General features: G+C 70.3%; 16 protein-coding genes. 6 read left to right on the forward strand and 10 right to left on the reverse strand.

Annotated features, from left to right (window positions below; all coding sequences use genetic code 11):
- Complete coding sequence (locus tag Q0Z83_RS22955; RefSeq protein WP_317796029.1) at nucleotides 1-312, forward strand: DUF1048 domain-containing protein; 312 nt, start codon at nucleotides 1-3, stop codon at nucleotides 310-312.
- Nucleotides 313-325: 13 nt separating this feature from the next.
- Entirely contained in the window at nucleotides 326-865 is a 540-nt protein-coding gene (locus tag Q0Z83_RS22960; RefSeq protein ID WP_317796030.1) for a GNAT family N-acetyltransferase, read from the forward strand.
- Here the strand turns inward: Q0Z83_RS22960 and Q0Z83_RS22965 are convergent.
- Nucleotides 853-1,116, reverse strand: coding sequence for a hypothetical protein (locus Q0Z83_RS22965; protein WP_317796031.1), 264 nt, complete (start codon nucleotides 1,114-1,116; stop codon nucleotides 853-855). The two genes, Q0Z83_RS22960 and Q0Z83_RS22965, sit on opposite strands and share 13 nt — an antisense overlap.
- A gap of 183 nt (nucleotides 1,117-1,299) precedes the next feature.
- Here Q0Z83_RS22965 and Q0Z83_RS22970 point away from each other — a divergent pair, with 183 nt between their 5' ends.
- Nucleotides 1,300-3,318, forward strand: coding sequence for an APC family permease (locus Q0Z83_RS22970; RefSeq protein WP_317796032.1), 2,019 nt, complete (start codon nucleotides 1,300-1,302; stop codon nucleotides 3,316-3,318).
- Between the two features lie 125 nt (nucleotides 3,319-3,443).
- Here Q0Z83_RS22970 and Q0Z83_RS22975 read toward each other — a convergent pair whose 3' ends face one another.
- Both Q0Z83_RS22975 and Q0Z83_RS22980 read right to left on the reverse strand, forming a co-directional pair.
- Nucleotides 3,444-4,364: a hypothetical protein gene (locus tag Q0Z83_RS22975; protein WP_317796033.1), complete on the reverse strand. Its 921-nt coding sequence runs from the start codon at nucleotides 4,362-4,364 to the stop codon at nucleotides 3,444-3,446.
- A 136-nt stretch (nucleotides 4,365-4,500) separates the two neighbouring features.
- On the reverse strand, nucleotides 4,501-5,820 hold the full coding sequence (locus Q0Z83_RS22980) for a tagaturonate reductase (protein WP_317796034.1): 1,320 nt from the start codon (nucleotides 5,818-5,820) through the stop codon (nucleotides 4,501-4,503).
- Nucleotides 5,821-5,916: 96 nt separating this feature from the next.
- On the opposite strand from Q0Z83_RS22980, the gene Q0Z83_RS22985 reads away from it, so the two are divergent.
- On the forward strand, nucleotides 5,917-6,720 hold the full coding sequence (locus tag Q0Z83_RS22985) for a hypothetical protein (RefSeq protein ID WP_317796035.1): 804 nt from the start codon (nucleotides 5,917-5,919) through the stop codon (nucleotides 6,718-6,720).
- On the opposite strand, the gene Q0Z83_RS22990 is transcribed toward Q0Z83_RS22985, so the two are convergent.
- The 6 genes from Q0Z83_RS22990 to Q0Z83_RS23015 form a co-directional block, all read right to left on the reverse strand.
- Entirely contained in the window at nucleotides 6,694-7,515 is an 822-nt protein-coding gene (locus Q0Z83_RS22990) for a class I SAM-dependent methyltransferase (protein WP_317796036.1), read from the reverse strand. The genes Q0Z83_RS22985 and Q0Z83_RS22990 overlap by 27 nt on opposite strands.
- A 99-nt stretch (nucleotides 7,516-7,614) precedes the next feature.
- Nucleotides 7,615-8,268, reverse strand: coding sequence for a GNAT family N-acetyltransferase (locus tag Q0Z83_RS22995; protein ID WP_317796037.1), 654 nt, complete (start codon nucleotides 8,266-8,268; stop codon nucleotides 7,615-7,617).
- A gap of 71 nt (nucleotides 8,269-8,339) precedes the next feature.
- Nucleotides 8,340-8,687, reverse strand: a complete 348-nt coding sequence (locus tag Q0Z83_RS23000; RefSeq protein ID WP_317796038.1) for a hypothetical protein — start codon at nucleotides 8,685-8,687, stop codon at nucleotides 8,340-8,342.
- A 42-nt stretch (nucleotides 8,688-8,729) separates the two neighbouring features.
- Complete coding sequence (locus tag Q0Z83_RS23005; RefSeq protein WP_317796039.1) at nucleotides 8,730-8,930, reverse strand: hypothetical protein; 201 nt, start codon at nucleotides 8,928-8,930, stop codon at nucleotides 8,730-8,732.
- 213 nt (nucleotides 8,931-9,143) lie between these two features.
- On the reverse strand, nucleotides 9,144-10,313 hold the full coding sequence (locus Q0Z83_RS23010) for an NAD(P)/FAD-dependent oxidoreductase (protein WP_317796040.1): 1,170 nt from the start codon (nucleotides 10,311-10,313) through the stop codon (nucleotides 9,144-9,146).
- An 85-nt stretch (nucleotides 10,314-10,398) separates the two neighbouring features.
- On the reverse strand, nucleotides 10,399-11,343 hold the full coding sequence (locus Q0Z83_RS23015) for an RNA polymerase sigma-70 factor (RefSeq protein WP_317796041.1): 945 nt from the start codon (nucleotides 11,341-11,343) through the stop codon (nucleotides 10,399-10,401).
- A gap of 153 nt (nucleotides 11,344-11,496) precedes the next feature.
- Here Q0Z83_RS23015 and Q0Z83_RS23020 point away from each other — a divergent pair, with 153 nt between their 5' ends.
- Nucleotides 11,497-12,420 carry a cation diffusion facilitator family transporter gene (locus tag Q0Z83_RS23020; RefSeq protein WP_317796042.1) on the forward strand — a complete coding sequence of 308 codons (924 nt, stop codon included), beginning with the start codon at nucleotides 11,497-11,499 and terminating at the stop codon, nucleotides 12,418-12,420.
- A gap of 5 nt (nucleotides 12,421-12,425) precedes the next feature.
- On the opposite strand, the gene Q0Z83_RS23025 is transcribed toward Q0Z83_RS23020, so the two are convergent.
- Entirely contained in the window at nucleotides 12,426-14,963 is a 2,538-nt protein-coding gene (locus Q0Z83_RS23025; RefSeq protein WP_317796043.1) for an NACHT domain-containing protein, read from the reverse strand.
- 228 nt (nucleotides 14,964-15,191) lie between these two features.
- Between Q0Z83_RS23025 and Q0Z83_RS23030 the strand changes: the two genes are divergently transcribed.
- Nucleotides 15,192-15,566, forward strand: coding sequence for a BlaI/MecI/CopY family transcriptional regulator (locus Q0Z83_RS23030; protein ID WP_317796044.1), 375 nt, complete (start codon nucleotides 15,192-15,194; stop codon nucleotides 15,564-15,566).
- Nucleotides 15,567-15,624 lie beyond the last annotated feature (58 nt).

The following is a 15,624-nucleotide window of genomic DNA, read 5'->3' on the forward strand; positions in this document are numbered from 1 at the left end:
ATGAGCATCCACGACATCATCGAGGGCAAGCGGCAGTGGCGCGCCCACGTGGCCCGGGTCAAGGCGCTGCCACCCGACTACCGGATCGTCTACCAGGAGATCCAGAAATACCTGTTCAAGGTCGGCCCGGTCGACCTCGCCGAGAGCAACCTGCTCGCTGGCATCGTCGACTTCTTCGCGGAGGGCGCCGCCTCGGGGCAGAGCGTCACCCAGCTGATCGGCACCGACGTCGCCGCCTTCGCCGACGGCCTGATCAAGGACTCCCCCACCTACGCCGAGCGCTACCAGTCGTCTCGCGGCGGTCGCCCCTGATTGAATTCGTGGGGTGCGCATGATCACGAGCGAACGCCTGCTGCTGCGCCCCTGGCAGGAGGACGACGCCGACTTCCTGCTCGACCTGGAGTGCCGGTGGGAGGTGGTGCGGTTCCTCGGCGCCCATCCGGCGACCATGCGGACCAGGGCGGACGCGCTCGCGTCGATCCGGCGCCGGCGGGCCGTCGACCATCCGGTGCACGGCATCTGGGCGATCACCGCCACGGACGGATCATTGGTCGGCAACCTGCTGCTCAAGCCGATACCGCTGTCGGCCGGGGAGTCGTCCGACGGGCCCACCGACGTGGAGATCGGCTGGCACCTGCATCCGGACGCCTGGGGCCACGGTTACGCCACCGAGGCGGCGGCCGCCGTCCTGCGCGACGCGGCCGGGCGCGGGCTGACCAGAGTCCTCGCCGTGACCGACCCGGAGAACCACGCCTCCCAAGCGGTCTGCCGGCGGCTCGGCATGACCGCTCTCGGGCGCACGACCAGGTACTACGACACCGTCAACGACCTCTTCGAATCAGCCGGGGTGAGTCACGAGGCCTGACGCGCCGGGCGGTCCGTGCGGTCGCCCTCGACGAGCAGGACCGCATCCCGCGGTGGTGCGCCGGTCAGGCGTAGCCACAGAGCGGTGCCGTAAAGGATCAGGGATCCGATACCGAGGGCCGCGCCGCCGACATAGGCCACCTCCAGCCCGCCGCCCGCCAGGACACCCAGAAAGAGCAGGACGGCACCGGCCGCCGTCATGCCCGTGGCACCCAAGGCGCACTGGACGGCCGCACTTCTGGATCCGATCATGGACCGCATTGTTCCATGGCGACACGAAGTCACGAGAGCGTCGCCGTCCGGCCGGCCCCGCCGCGGCACGACGAGCGGCGGCAGCCCGGCGAGCCGGAACACGGCGCCGGTCCGCTGTTTTGTTAACGCCTTTTTGACGCCCGCCGGCGGGCACACCACCCGCGGCGTCGGAGAGAGTTAGCCATGAGGATCACCGACGAAGCCGCGCCGACGGAGCCGGGCAGCAGCACCCCGTCCACATACGCGATACCCGCGGTCGTGGACACCCCGGCTCAGCACCCGCAGCGCGGTGGCCCCCTGACCCGGTGGCTGCTCCGGCACCGGGTCCAGCCGGTCGGCCCGGCCGCCGGTGAGGCGCACGCCGAGCAGCACGCCTGGTGGAAGGTGATGTGCCTGACCGGCGTCGACTACTTCTCCAGCCTCGCCTACGTGCCGGCGATCGCCGCCGCGGCCGCCGGTGTCGTCTCCCCGCTGGCCACCCTGCTGATCGTGGCGCTGACCCTGCTCGGGATGCTGCCGATGTACCGGCGGGTGGCCGAGGAGAGCCCGCACGGCGCCGGATCGGTGGCGATGCTCGAACGGCTCCTGCCGTTCTGGCGGGGCAAGGTGTTCGTACTGGTCCTGCTCGGGTTCGTGGCCACCTCGTGGATCATCACGATCACCCTGTCGGCCGCCGACGCCAGCCTGCATCTGCTGGAGAACCCCCACACCCCACAGGCCCTGCACGGGTACGCCGTACCGCTGACCGTTTTTCTGCTCCTGCTCCTCGGCGGGGTGTTCCTGCTCGGCTTCAGCGAGGCGGTCAATGTCGCCATCCCGCTGGTGGCGGTGTTCCTCGGGCTCAACGCCGTGATCATCGTGGTCGGGATCGGCGAGATCGTCACGACTCCGGGCACGTGGTCGGCGTGGACCACGGCGCTCACCGCCGGTGGCGGAGCCGGTGACCTGATCGTGCCCGCCGTGCTCGCGTTCCCGATGCTGGTGCTGGGCCTGTCCGGCTTCGAGACCGGCGTCAGCATGATGCCTCTCGTCGCGTCCACCGGCGACGACGACGCGCAGCGGCTGCGCTCGCGCATCCACAACACCCGCCGACTGCTCACCGGCGCCGCCCTGATCATGAGCGTGTACCTGCTGGCCAGCAGCCTCGTCACCACCCTGCTGATCCCGCCCGCCGAGTTCGCCGAAGGCGGCGCCGCCAACGGTCGAGCCCTGGCCTGGCTGGCCCACGAGCAACTCGGTGAGGTCTTCGGCACCGTCTACGACATCAGCACCGTACTGATCCTGTGGTTCGCCGGAGCCTCCGCGATGGCCGGACTGGTCAACATCGTGCCGCGCTACCTGCCCGGTTACGGCATGGCCCCGGAGTGGGGCCGGGCGGTACGCCCGGTCGTGCTCGTCTACACGATCATCAGCGTCGCCCTCACGATCGCGTTCGAGGCCGACGTCGAGGCCCAGGCCGGCGCGTACGCCACGGGCATCCTGGCCATGATGGTCTCCGGCGCGTTCGCCGTCACGGTGACCGCGTTCCGCGCCCGGCAACCGCTCGCCGGGACCGGATTCGGGCTGCTCACCGCGATCCTCAGCTACGCGCTGGTGGAGAACGTGATCGACAAGCCGGACGGGCTGGCCATCTCCGCGATGTTCATCGCCGGCATCATCGTCGTCTCATTGATCTCCCGGGTCTCGCGCACCACCGAACTCCGCGCCGACCACATCGAGTTCGACGACGACGCACGCCTGTTCATCACCGACACCATCGCGTACGACGGCCGGATCACTCTCATCGCCAACCGCCGGCAGGCCGGCGACGCGGCCGAATACTCGGCCAAGGAACACGAACAACGCGGCGACAACCCGGTGCCGGGCACCGCCGACGTGATCTTCCTGGAGATCGACGTGGTCGACCCGTCCGCGTTCAGCGAGACCCTCACCGTCCACGGCGTCGAAGTCGACGGCCATCGGGTGCTGCGCGCCGCGGCCCCGGCCGCCCCGAACGCCATCGCCGCGATCCTGCTCGCGTTGCGCGACACCACGGGGGTACGCCCACACTGCCACTTCGCCTGGGCCGAGGGCAGCCCCCTGGTCCACATGATCCGCTACTTCCTGCTGGGCCGCGGCGACACGGCCCCGGTGACCCGCGAGATCATCCGCGAACACGAACCCGACCCGGACCGGCGCCCCGGCATCCACGTGGGTGCCTGACGCCTCGCGCGCATGGCCCACACACGGACGCGCCGGAGACCCCCGTGGTGCAAGGGCCTCCGGCGAGGCGGTTCCGTGCCGTGGATCAGGATCCGCGAAGGATCAGGTTGCCGTTGTCCGCGGCTTCATCCCGCCGGCGTTTCGTTCAAATCCAAACCACGCAGGACGTCATCGCGGTTCGCGTTTCCGCGCAGCTCGGTCAAGGACTTCAAGCGACCCAGCAGAGTCGTGGAAGACGCCGGGCACTTCAAGTCCTGAATCGCCGACAAGGTCTTCTCAAAACGCTGGATGCGGCTTTCCAGGTCCGTACCACTCGGGAGGTTCGCATTCTTGAGCGCCACCTGCGCGTTCACCTGCGCCTGAGTGGGCGGACAGCGACCGGGGACATTCACCCCGGTGGGGCCCACCCGGTCGGCCGTCGCGTTCGGATCGCCCGGACTGAAACCCAGCGCCGGCACCAAAGCGTCGATGCTACTACCGGAGCCCGCTCCGGCGTTCCCCGTCGCTCCACCCGCGGCCGCGTCACCGGATCCTGCGGCGGCTCTATCCGCCGGCGTTTCGTTCAAGCCCAAACCACGCAGGACGTCATCGCGGTTCGCGTTTCCACGCAGCTCGGTCAAGGACTTCAACCGGCCCAGCAGAGTCGTGGAAGACGCCGGGCACTTCAAGTCCTGAATCGCCGACAAGGTCTTCTCAAAACGCTGGATGCGGCTTTCCAGGTCCGTACCACTCGGAAGGCTCGCATTCTTGACCGCCACCTGCGCGTTCACCTGCGCCTGAGTGGGCGGACAGCGACCGGGGACATTCACCCCGGTGGGGCCCACCCGGTCGGCCGTCGCGTTCGGATCGCCCGGACTGAAACCCAGCGCCGGCACCAGAGCGTTGATGCTCCCGGAGCCGGTGTTGCCCTGTTCGGCGGCTTGGCCCAGCCCCGTGCCTACCGCGAGCGCCGAGCCGAGCAGCGCTGCGGCGGCACCTCCGATCACCAGCTTGCGCGTCCGGCTGCTGACTCCGCGTCGATAGCTGCTGACTCCGCGTCGATACATGCACGGCTCCCCTTCGTCCCGGTACTGCCTGTGCCGAGGAATACGGGCAACCGATGTGCAGCCGTTCATGATGTTGAGGAAGCTTTCCTTAAAGTTTCTTTAACGAGACTCCCGGGGCGGGCGGAGCCGGATGGGGTCAAGCGGCGATCGCCTTCTCCGGGCCGAGATCGAGCAGCAGGCGGACCTGCTCGGCGGTCTGTGTGGCGAGCCGGTCGCGTTCCGGATCGGACAGGTCCCAGGCCAGCGTCCGCAGCGTCGCGGCCAGCCACCGCTGCGGATCGGCCGGGTCGAAGGTCGCCCGGATTCGCGCCACCACGTCCGGATCGTCGCGCACCGGCACGTCGCCGAGCACCCCGGCGTATCCGGTGAGCAGCGCGGCCAAGGCGTAGGTGGTCAGCGGTGCGGTTCCGGTGGCGCGCCAGATCGGCAGGTTACGGGTCTGCCACTTGGCGGTGGCGTTCAGGGCGATGTCGGCCAGCCGGTGGTCCAGCGCGGGGTTCGCGATGCGTTCGAGGATGGCTACGGCGTACCGCTGAAGGTCCTCGGGTCTTCCCGGCAGAGCCGGCAGAACCTCGTCGGTGACCAGGCGGCGCACATAGCCGCCGACGACCGGATGGGCCATCGCCTCGCTGACGCTTCGGCAGCCCAGAGCGGGTGCGACGGCGGCCAGCGCGGTGTGCGCACCGTTGAGGATGGAGACCTTCTTCTGGCGGTACGGGCGGACGTCGCTGAGGAATTCGACCGGAAGGCCGGCGCGGTCCAGTGGGAACTCGTGACGGATCGCGTCGTCGCCGGCGATCGCCCAGCTCGCATAGTGCTCGGCGCGGACGTCGAGGCCGCCGGGGACGACAGTGCCGGGGACGATGCGGTCCACCATGGTGTCGTAGAACCGGCAGTGGTCGGCGACCCAGCGTTCGAAGGCGGGTTCGAACCGGGCGTGCCGCAGGATCGCGGCCCGCAGGACCTGACCGTTGTCCTCGATGAGTTCGCACGGCAGGAACGACAGCGCCCGGTCCGGGTCGCCCGCGAAGTGCCGCCAGCGTTCGTGCAGCAGGGCGGCCATCTTCGCCGGGAACGAGGCGGGCGGTCGGGCCGTGAGGTCCTCGTCGAGGTAGACGATGCCGGCGTCGGTGGTGTTGGAGATGACCAGGCGCAGGTCCGGCTGGCGGATGATGGCGAGGCAGGCGTCCCAATCGTCGTGGGCGCCGGCGTACTGCCGCACCACGTCGACCCGGGTGGTCTCGGTGAACGGCACACCGTCCCGAGTGCCGTCGAGGACCACGTCGAAGCCCTCGGTGATCCGGACCGCCTGCGGGTCGTGCCGGGGCGTCACCCGCATCACCGCCACGCCGTGGTTCAGAACGCCGGCGTCGTTGCCTTTCTGGATCATCCAGTCGGCGAACCCGCGCAGGAAGTTGCCGGCACCGATCTGGAGGATTTTCGTCGGCAGGCTCAAGCGGGCCCCTTCGGGAGGAACGGCAGTGGCGTGCAAACGTTCCCACAATTTCCATCAATACGAAAGGGGCATTTCGCCGCCGACTAGGGTGTTGCGGTGACGCTGCTTCTGAAACTCCTGCTCGCACCGCTGCTCGTGGTGGCATCGTCGCTGGCCGGACGCCGATGGGGCGACCGAGTGACCGGCGTGCTGGTGGCGTTCCCGATCGTGGCCGGACCGATCCTGCTGATCACCTGCCTGGAGCAGGGTGTGGAGTTCGGCGCCCGGGCGGCCGCGGCGTCGCTGCTCGGGCTGGTCTCGCTCGCCGTCTTCTCGGTCGTCTTCACCTACGCGGCCCGGCGGTGGCGGTGGCCCGCGGCGCTGGCCGTCTCGTGGGCGGCGACCGGGATCGCCGACGTGGCGCTGGCCGGCCGGAACCTTGCGGCGGGCTGGGCGCTGCTGCTGGTCGCGGCGGCCATCGTGGCCGGGCGGTGGCTGCTCGCCGCCGTGCACGACGGCACTGCCGACGGCGGCCGAGTGCGGCCGCCGTGGTGGGACCTGCCGGGCCGGGCGATCGCCACCGCGGCGCTGGTGCTGTTCGTGACCGGGATCGCGGCCACGGCCGGGCCGGTGGTGACCGGGATCCTGGCACCGTTCCCGATCGCCACGAGCGTGGTGGCGGCGTTCGTGCACGCCCAGCAGGGTCCCGCGGCGGTGGCCCGGACGATGACCGGGGTGCTGCAGGGGCTGGCCGGGTTCGCGGTGTTCTGCTTCCTGGCCTCGGTGCTGCTGGTCCCCCTCGGCGTCGGTGGCGCCTTCGCGGCGGCGGTCGCCGGGGTGCCGGCGTCACAGGCGGTCGTCATGCTCGCCACCGCCCGAAGGCGTTCCCCGGTCTCAGTTCATGGATCGCGACGCGGTTAGGAAGGCGACGGCCATCGTGCTGCGGGTCGGCGCGCCGGACGCCGCGCGGGCCGTCATGTAGGTGTCGAGGCGGTCGCGTTCGTCAACGGTCAGTGCCGCGGCGATCGCCTCGCCATACGTGGGGGCCAGGGGGTTTGGTGCCGTCTGCTTGAGCGCCGCCCAGTCGGCGATCGGCTCGGCCGGCACATCGACCTGCGCGCGGTACTCCAACCTGACCGCCTCGAAGCCCGCCGCCACCGCCCAGTCGAGCAGGTCACGCTCGTCGAAGTCGACAATCAGCCGCTCCGCCTCCTGAGTGGTTCGCCGGAAGGCATCGTGAACCCTGGTGAGCAGGTCATCCACCGGAGTGCGGCCCAAGCCGAACAGATCGCCGGGGCCCTTGCGCGCCGCGAAGCGATTGATGGGCTCGAAGAGCGACACCCGGCCGCCCGGTCGCAGCACCCGGAAGAACTCCGCGAACGCGGCCGCCTTGCGATCGGAGTACATCAGGACCGAACGTGTGGAGACGACGTCGACGGAAGCGTCGGCGACACCGGTCAGGTCTTCGGCCGCGGCCCGCACGAAGCTGCACCGCTCGTCGCCGTCGGCGGTACGGCGGCACTCGTCGAGCAGTTCCGGTGAAACGTCGCTGAAGATGACGCGGCCGTCCGGTCCCAGACGCTGAAGTGCTCCGAACCCCACCAGTCCGGTTCCACAGCCCACATCGAGGACCACATCATCCGGCCGCAGGTCTGCTCCGGCGAGAACACCATCACGTAGAGACTCCAGTTCGGGAGCGAAGCGGGCCCGCAGCACCTCGCTTCCGCCGTCGCGCCGGGACAACAACCACTGCGCCCACCTGTCCGTCGTCATCGATCAACGATAGAGACCCGCACGGCACCACGATGCCCTCGGCTACGACGCCCCGGAACGCTTCTCCGCTCTCGCGATCCGCTCCTCCAGCCGCTTCTTGAGCTCCGGCCAGTCGTCGTCCACGATCGCGTAGAGGACCGTGTCCCGCCAGGACCCGTCCGCGCGGCGGCGGTGCTTGCGCAGCACACCCTCCTTCTGCGCGCCGAGGCGTTCGATCGCTGACTGGGCTCGCACGTTGCGGATGTCGGTGACCAGCGGTACCCGTACCGCCGCAAGGGTCTCGAAAGCGAAGGTCAGCAACAGCAGCTTCGCCTCGGCGTTGACCCCTGTCCCCCACCACTGCCGACCGAGCCACGAATAGCCGATCATCACGGTGCGCAGCCGCGGATCGGGTTCGGCGAACGAGGTGGTGCCGGCGAACCGGCCGCCGGCGATCTCGATCTGGGCGTACGGCAGACGGCTGCCCCGGGCCCGTCCGGCGAGCGCCGCGCTGATGTGCCGTTCGGCGTCGCGGGCGGTGACCGGGCATTGCAGCGCCCCGCCGGGCGGGCTCTGCCACCGGAAGATCTCCGCCGACTGCTCCGCGGTCCCGGTCGCGGCGAGATACCCGGCGGCATGGTCGAGGGTCAGCGGTTCGAGCTTCACGAGCCGCCCGGTGAGCGTCGGCATCGCATACCAGAGATCGTCGTCGCTCACGTTCGTCACTCTCCTGATCTCGGGCCTCGGTCAGCCGATCCACCGGCCCCTCCGCCCCTTCCGGGGCCGGCTCAGGCCACGGCCTCGTTCGGGTCGTCGACGGCCGATCGGCGCGGCCGCCACAGCACGCTGACCAGGGCTGCGACGGACACCAGCGTGATGAAGGGGTGGATCAGGATGAGGTCGACCCGCATGTCGTAGCCCTTGCCCGTCAGCTCGGCCTCCCACAGGGCATACAGCACCCAGAGCGCGGCCACCACGAAGCAGGGCCACGACCGCGACAGGATCGGCCTGTGGCGCCGCCGGCTGACGAGCGCCAGGATCCCCACCGCCGCGAACGCCCCGGCGACCAGGAAGACCAGGTCCGGCCGCTCCACCAAGGAGGGATGGATCATCAGGAACTCGACGAGGTCTCCCACGGTGGCCGCTCCTTAACCCGAGACAGGACGACGGTAGATCATCTACTGCCCGGAAGCCATGGCCGGCCGGTGGCCGACCGAGCAGTGGTAGCAGTGCTCCACCTGCTCAGTCGCGCGGTACCACTCGTGGTTCCCGCAATCGGTCGCACCCTTGTCGGCGACGCCCCGGTTGATCAGTGCCCACGGAAGATGCCGGCGGATCCTGGTCCGCCAGCGGAAACGGCCGCGCCGAGAGTTGAACACATGCCGAAGGTACGGGCTGCCGAGCCCTCGACGACAGCCGATTTCCGACGGCCGCCCGCTCCCGGGCCGGTCGTCACCGTGCCGCGCTCGGCGACTCCGCCCTGAGCCCGGGCAGCCCCGGCTTCCTGCCCTCGATCGGCGCGGCGGCCCTGCTCGCCACCGGAAGCGCCGGCGCGGCGCTGCTCGTGCGACGATCCGCGCGGCCCGCTCCGGTCAGACGGGAACCTGAGTCGGCGTCGACGCCGGGCTGATGCGGCGGCGCCGGGCCGGGAGCATCGAGGTCGGGTGGGACATGCTCCAGGCCGCGGCCCGGCAGATCAGCTCCTTCGCTCGTGCCGCCGAACGGCCGGTGATCGCGGACGGCTTGGGCCTGTCGTCCGGGGTCACCCACTGCAGGATGCCGTCGCGGCGACCCAGGCTCATGCATTGGGCGTTGTAGCCGATCCGGTTCGGCGGGATCGGGCGGCCGGTCAGGCGGGCGGCGATGGCGTCGGCCGCGTGGTGGGCCGACGGGACGCCCGAGGCGCACGACATCCGCAGGGGGATGCCGTGCACGCCGTGGGCCAGCGCGGCGTCGCCGACGGCGTACACGTCGGGGTGCGAGACCGACCGCATGGTGTCGTCGACGACGATCTGCCCGGTCCCGGAGACCTCCAGGGTGGTCGCCGCGGCCAGCGGGTGTACGGCGAATCCCGCGGTCCAGACCGTCACCCGCGCCGGGATCGAGCGGCCGCCGGCGGTGACCACCCGGCCGGGTTCGACCGTCTCGACGTCGGTGTGTGCCAGCACGGTGATGCCGAGCCGGTCGAACGCCGTACGCAGATGCTGTCGGGCCTTCTCCCCCAGCCAGTCGCCGAGCCCGCCGCGAGCGACGAGCGAAACCGCGAGGTCGGGCCGGGCCTCGGCGATCTCGGTGACCGCCTCGATGCCGGTCAGGCCGCCGCCGACGACCAGCACCGCATCGCCCGCGGTCAGTTCGGCCAGCCGGTTCCGCAGCCGGAGCGCGGAGCCCTTCCCGGCGATGTCGTACGCGTGCTCGGTGACACCGGAGGCGCTGCTGCCGAGGGCGTAGACCAGCGTGTCGTAGGTGATCTCGTCCGGTCCGTCGGCGTCGACGACCTGGACGGTACGGCTGTCGGCGTCGATACCGGTGACCCGGGCGATCCGCACCCGCACACCGGTGCCGGCGAACACGTCGGTGAGGGTGCGGGGCGGAAGGTCCTGCCCGGTGGCCAGCTGGTGCAGGCGGACCCGCTCGACGAACTCGGCGTCGGCGTTGACCAGGGTGATCCGCGTGTCGGCGGGGTGCAGGCGCTTCGCCAGACGGGCGGCGGCGTTGGCTCCGGCGTACCCGGCTCCGAGGACGACGATGTGACGCTGCATGGCTTGCTCGCTTTCTCTCCGGTTCGTGGTGTCTCTTGAACCGGAGAGCGACGCGAACCCTGACACTCCTGCAGAGTGATCCAGGTCACCAGTCGGTGTGCAGCGGCTTCCCGTGCTCGGTTGCCGCCCACCGGCGGCGTACGCGGTCCAGCTTCGCCGGGTTGACCTGGGCGTGGACGGCCGCGATGCCGTCCACGGTCAGGTCCAGGGTGACCACGCCGACCACCCGGTCGTCGACCTCCAGCACGAGCGCGGGCATGCCGTTGACGACCGCGGCGAACAGCACCGGCCGGCCGCCGATCATCGCCCACCTGGCTTCGCTCGGCGCGAACAGCCCGGCCAGGAAGCGTGCCACCCGGACCACGCCGGTGATCGGCTCGGGCAGGGAGAAGACGACGCCACCACCGTCGCCGACGCTGATCACGTCGTCGCTGAGCAGCCGTACCAGCGTGTCGGTCCGTCCGCTGAGCGCCGCGGCCAGGAACTCCTCGACCACTTTGCGGGCCGCGGCCGGATCGACCTCGACCCGGCGCCGGTCGGCGGCCAGGTGCTGCCGGGCCCGCCGGAGGATCTGCTGGCAGTTGGCCTCGGTGAGGTCGAGCAGTTCGGCGATCTCCGCATGGGTATGGCCGAACGCCTCCCGCAGCACGTACACCACACGTTCCCGGGCGGCGAGCCGCTCCAGCAGGGTGAGCATCGCGATCGAGACCGATTCCCGCTGTTCGACGGTCTCGGACGGGCCGAGCATCCGGTCACCGGCCAGGACCGGTTCGGGCAGCCACTGACCGACGTAGGTCTCGCGACGGGCGCGGGCCGAGGTGAGCCGGTTGAGGCAGAGGTTGGTGAGCACCTTCGTCAACCACGCCTCGGGCGTCTCGATCAGCTCCCGATCGGCCGTCTGCCAGCGCAGATAGGTGTCCTGGACGACGTCTTCAGCGTCGGATGCCGAGCCCAGCAGGCGATACGCGATGGCTTCCAGCCGTGGCCGGGCACCCTCGAACAGTTCGACCGCACGCGTATCGACTCCCACGGACCGCATTCAACCACTCACCGTCGAAAGGCGTCGGCCTCGCCTGGCAACAGTACAGCTGTGGCGTGGCGCGGCGACGCCTGCGAGTGCGCGCACCGCGGATGACATATAGTAGTGTACGCATATAAGCATGATTTAACGAAAGGGCAGGTCATGGGGCACGGACACAGCCACGACCACGGCACGGTCACCGCCACCGGACAGCATCGCGGTGTGCTGACCGCCGCCCTCGGCGTCTCCGTGGTGGTCTTCCTGGTCCAGATCGTCGGCGCCGTGATCACCGGCAGCCTCGCGCTGCTCGCCGACGCCGGGCACGTGCTCGCCGACGCCGGTGGGGTCGCCCTCGCCCTGGGCGCGACCCTGCTCGCCGCCCGGCCCGCGAGCGGGCGCCGCACATTCGGCTGGGCGCGCGCCGAGATCCTCGCGGCGGCGGTCAACGGGCTCGTCCTCGCCGGCATGGGGGTCTACGTCTTCGTCGAGGGCATCCGCCGCCTGATCGAGCCCGCCCCGGTCGCGGCCGGCGGGATGGCGATCTTCGGACTCATCGGCCTGATCGGCAACCTGATCGGCGTCGCCCTGCTGTACCGGGCCCGTGAGGCGAGCCTGAACATGCGCGGCGCGTTCCTGGAGGTCGCCACCGACGCCGTCACCTCGGTCGGCGTACTGGCGGCGGCCGCGGTGATCGCGCTGACCGGCTTCACCCGGGCCGACGCGATCGTGTCCATCCTGATCGGCCTGATCATCGCCCCGCGCGCGGTGAAACTGCTGCGTGAGGCGGTCAACGTACTACTCGAAGCCGCACCGGCCGACGTCGACCTGGACGAGATCCGCGAGCACATCACCGAGCTCGACCACGTCACCGGCGTCCACGACCTGCACGTCTACACGGTCACCTCAGGCCTGCCGGTGCTGACCGCCCACGTCGTCGTCGACGACTCCTGCTTCCACGACGGGCACGCCCCGCAACTGCTCGACCGGTTGCAGACCTGCCTGGCCGGCCACTTCGACGTCGAGCACTCCACATTCCAGTTGGAGCCGACCGGTCACGCCGGACACGAACACCCCACCCACCACTGACTCTTTCAACCAGCGTTCAAGATCACGACCTTCTTCGGTACGCCGTACTCCGGCACCGTCGTCGCCGGCACCACGGGCCGGCTCAGCCGCTCCTGCAACCGGGCGTGCCGGAACTGGTAGACCGGGCCGACAGCGCGTAGGACACCTCGGCGGTGGGCGTCGTCGAGGTGGCGCGGCAGGTTCCACGGCCCGTACCCGGCGGCCCGCATCTGCAGCCCCACCAGGAACGTCTGCCAGGAGTAGCTGGAGATGACCGCGAACAGGGGTCCGCCGAGCACACCCAGCAGAAGCACGGTCTCAGCGGCGAACAGCACGTCGACCATCCATGGACTCACGCTCTCGCCGGCCGGCGTCGGCGACAACATCGCCGACGGAATCGCCGGAAGGCTGAGGGCCAGGCCGAGCGCGCATCCTCCGGCCAGCCGGGAGCGCAGTTCGGTTCGCATCAGCCGCAGTGGGCTGGCCGGGACACCGCCGTCCGACGGGTCGCGGCGCGGGAGCAGGCCGATCACAGGCAGGACGACGAGGAAGAACATCAGCCCGGCGACGACGGTGATCACCGCACGAGACGACACGTCACCGGTCCGGGAGTCGACCAGCATGAACATCGTCAGGAGCCCGAAGCCGGTCGCCGCGAAAATACCGATCAGCAGGGTGCCGCGTCGACGCAGCCGCCCGAACGGTACCGGCGCGATGGCGCGGGGCGGCTGAAGAAAAACGATCAGCAGCCCGTTTGTCAGGGTGCTTCCCACGGCGGAGCCGAACGCGAGCATCACCCCGTCGGGCAGAAAGCTGATGAATGCGCCGAGGAAGACGCCGGCTACACCGGCGGGCAGTGACAAAGCTGCCGGATCGACGAATACCATCCGCAATCGTCCGCCGGCCCCACGGCGCAACATCGGCGTCTTGGCCAGGAGAAGGGTGAGCACTGCGCTCCCGGCCAGCCCGAACAACGCGGACTCGAGGTCGACCGCCGCGAGAACCGCGACGGCGCTGATCGCTCCGCAGACGCAGCCGGTAAAGATCACCGTTCGGGAGAATCCGGCCCGACGCCTCGCCGTCGCCTGGTGCCCGGGTTGAGCGACAGCCAGAGCAGCGAACATCGCCGCCATCGGGCCGGTGAGCAAAGCGGTGAGCAGCGTATCCCGGATCGATCCGTAACCCGCGCCCAGGATCCATCGGTCGGAAAACAGCATCGCGCCGTTGCCGAGTCCCCAGAGGAGCCCGGCGAAAAGGGCGGTAACCAGCGTCCGTGGCCCTCGGGGCAGCCACTTCGGCAGGTCCCACCAGGCGAACTCGCGGACGCCCTGCCTGGTCAGGTTGGCTGCCAGGAAGTGCAGCAACTCGTCGACCCGCGGCGAGACCGGCGCCGACCGGTAGGACAGTGGAATCACTCGATCGAGCAGGCCGTCCTCGATGTCCTCGGTGTGGTCCAGCTCCAGTAGTTCGTGGACATCGTCGTCCGCGGCGAGACGGTCCCGCAGCAGCGCCAGCATCAGCGGCTGGGCCACGGCCCGCGCGAGGGGGCCGTCCGGGGCCCGCCTCAGCCGGCTGGTGAGCGCCCGGCAGCCGGGTCGTAGCGGGGTGACGCTCACCCGTACCAGATAGTCCGCGGCTTCTTCGGCGGACACCGGCAGCAGTTCCAGGGCGGCGGCACCGGAGAGATGGGCGCCCCGCGCGGTCCGCACCATCTCCTCGACCCGCGTCAGCAGCACGATCCGGTGTGTGACCTGGTGATCCAGAGCTCGGACCACCACCGGGCGAAGGTCCTCCGGGATCTCGTCGAGTCCGTCGAGGAAGACCGCGATGCGGCCGTCGCGGACCAGCGCGGCCACCGTGGAGCGTCCGGCGGCCGCCAGGTCCGGGTAGTCGCCGAGCAGGCGTTCGGTCAGCCACGACGCGAAGTCCTGCCGGCGCGGGTCCCAGCCGTAGAAGGTCAGCAGAACCGGCACCGGGACACGGTTCCGGTCGGGGTTCTCCTGCTCGGCGCGGTGGCGCAGCGCCCGGAGCAGGAGCAGGAGGCCGGCGCTGGACTTTCCGGCGCCCGCCTTGCCGGTCAGCAGGATGCGGCCGGAGTCCAGGCCGGCGTAGACCCGGAACAGGTCTTCGAGATCGCCGCCGCCGAGGTCGTCGCGGGTGATCCGGCGGGTGCCCGGCAGTGCGATGATCCGTGCCGCCGCGGGAAGTCCGGCGGCGTCCTCGATCGAGGCGGAGATACATCGGGTGGACCAGCGCCAGCGCATCGGGATGGGCGCCGGGTAGCGCAGGCCGCGTTCCATCACCGCGCCGTCCCATTGCCTGGTCACCGCCTCGGCGAGCCGGTCGAGGTGTTCGCCGGTGTCGCTCGCCGGCCGGGCGCGGCCTCGGGTGAACCGCCACAGCGCCGCACCGCAGACGCCGGCCAGGGTGATCGTCGCGGCCACCGCCTGGATGATCGACCCGGCCAGGGCCCGGTCCCGGGACAGGGCCAGATATCCGAAGGTGAACGTGACGGCTACGGCCAGGATCGCGGCGGCGCCAAGCGCGACTCGTGTACGACTCACGGCATCCTCAATGTCGACGGCATTCCCGGGCCGACGACCGCGGCTGAGTCGACAGTCGGCGCTGGACCGGGCAGGACGCTACAAGGGCCGATTCCGACGTCGCCATCGGAAGAAGAAGGGATGCCGTCCGTTCAAAGCCGGTCTGTCGGGTTTCCGCAAGATCCGTCGCCCACGTTCGGCCCGGGGCCAGGGGGGGGCGGACGTCGATGCGCCGTTATGCTCCCCGTTGTGCCGCACGACGACGAGGGGAACCCGGTGCGCCGGCCGGCCGGCGCGCTCGAAGCCGACATCCTGCGCGTCCTGGTGAGTGCGAGTGAGCCGCTCACCCCTCGGGATGTGCTCGACCGGCTGCGGCTGCCGCTGTCGTACAGCACGGTGGTGACGATTTTGACCCGCATGCACGACAAGGGCATGGCGGCCCGCTATCGCGACGGGCGTTCGTTCCGGTATGCGCCGCTGACCGACGAGGCGTCGGTGGCGGCCCAGCGGATGAACGCGGCCCTCGGCGCGGGCAAGGACCGGGCGAGCGTGCTGCGCCGATTCGTGGCCGCGCTGCAACCGGGCGACGAGGAACTGTTGCGCCGCCTGCTCGACGAGGACTGACTTCTCGATCTTCCAGCGCTGTTCACTCCACCCGAGGTGGGGCGGACGACCCTGGACA

The organism is Actinoplanes sichuanensis, from assembly GCF_033097365.1.
GTDB lineage: Bacteria > Actinomycetota > Actinomycetes > Mycobacteriales > Micromonosporaceae > Actinoplanes > Actinoplanes sichuanensis.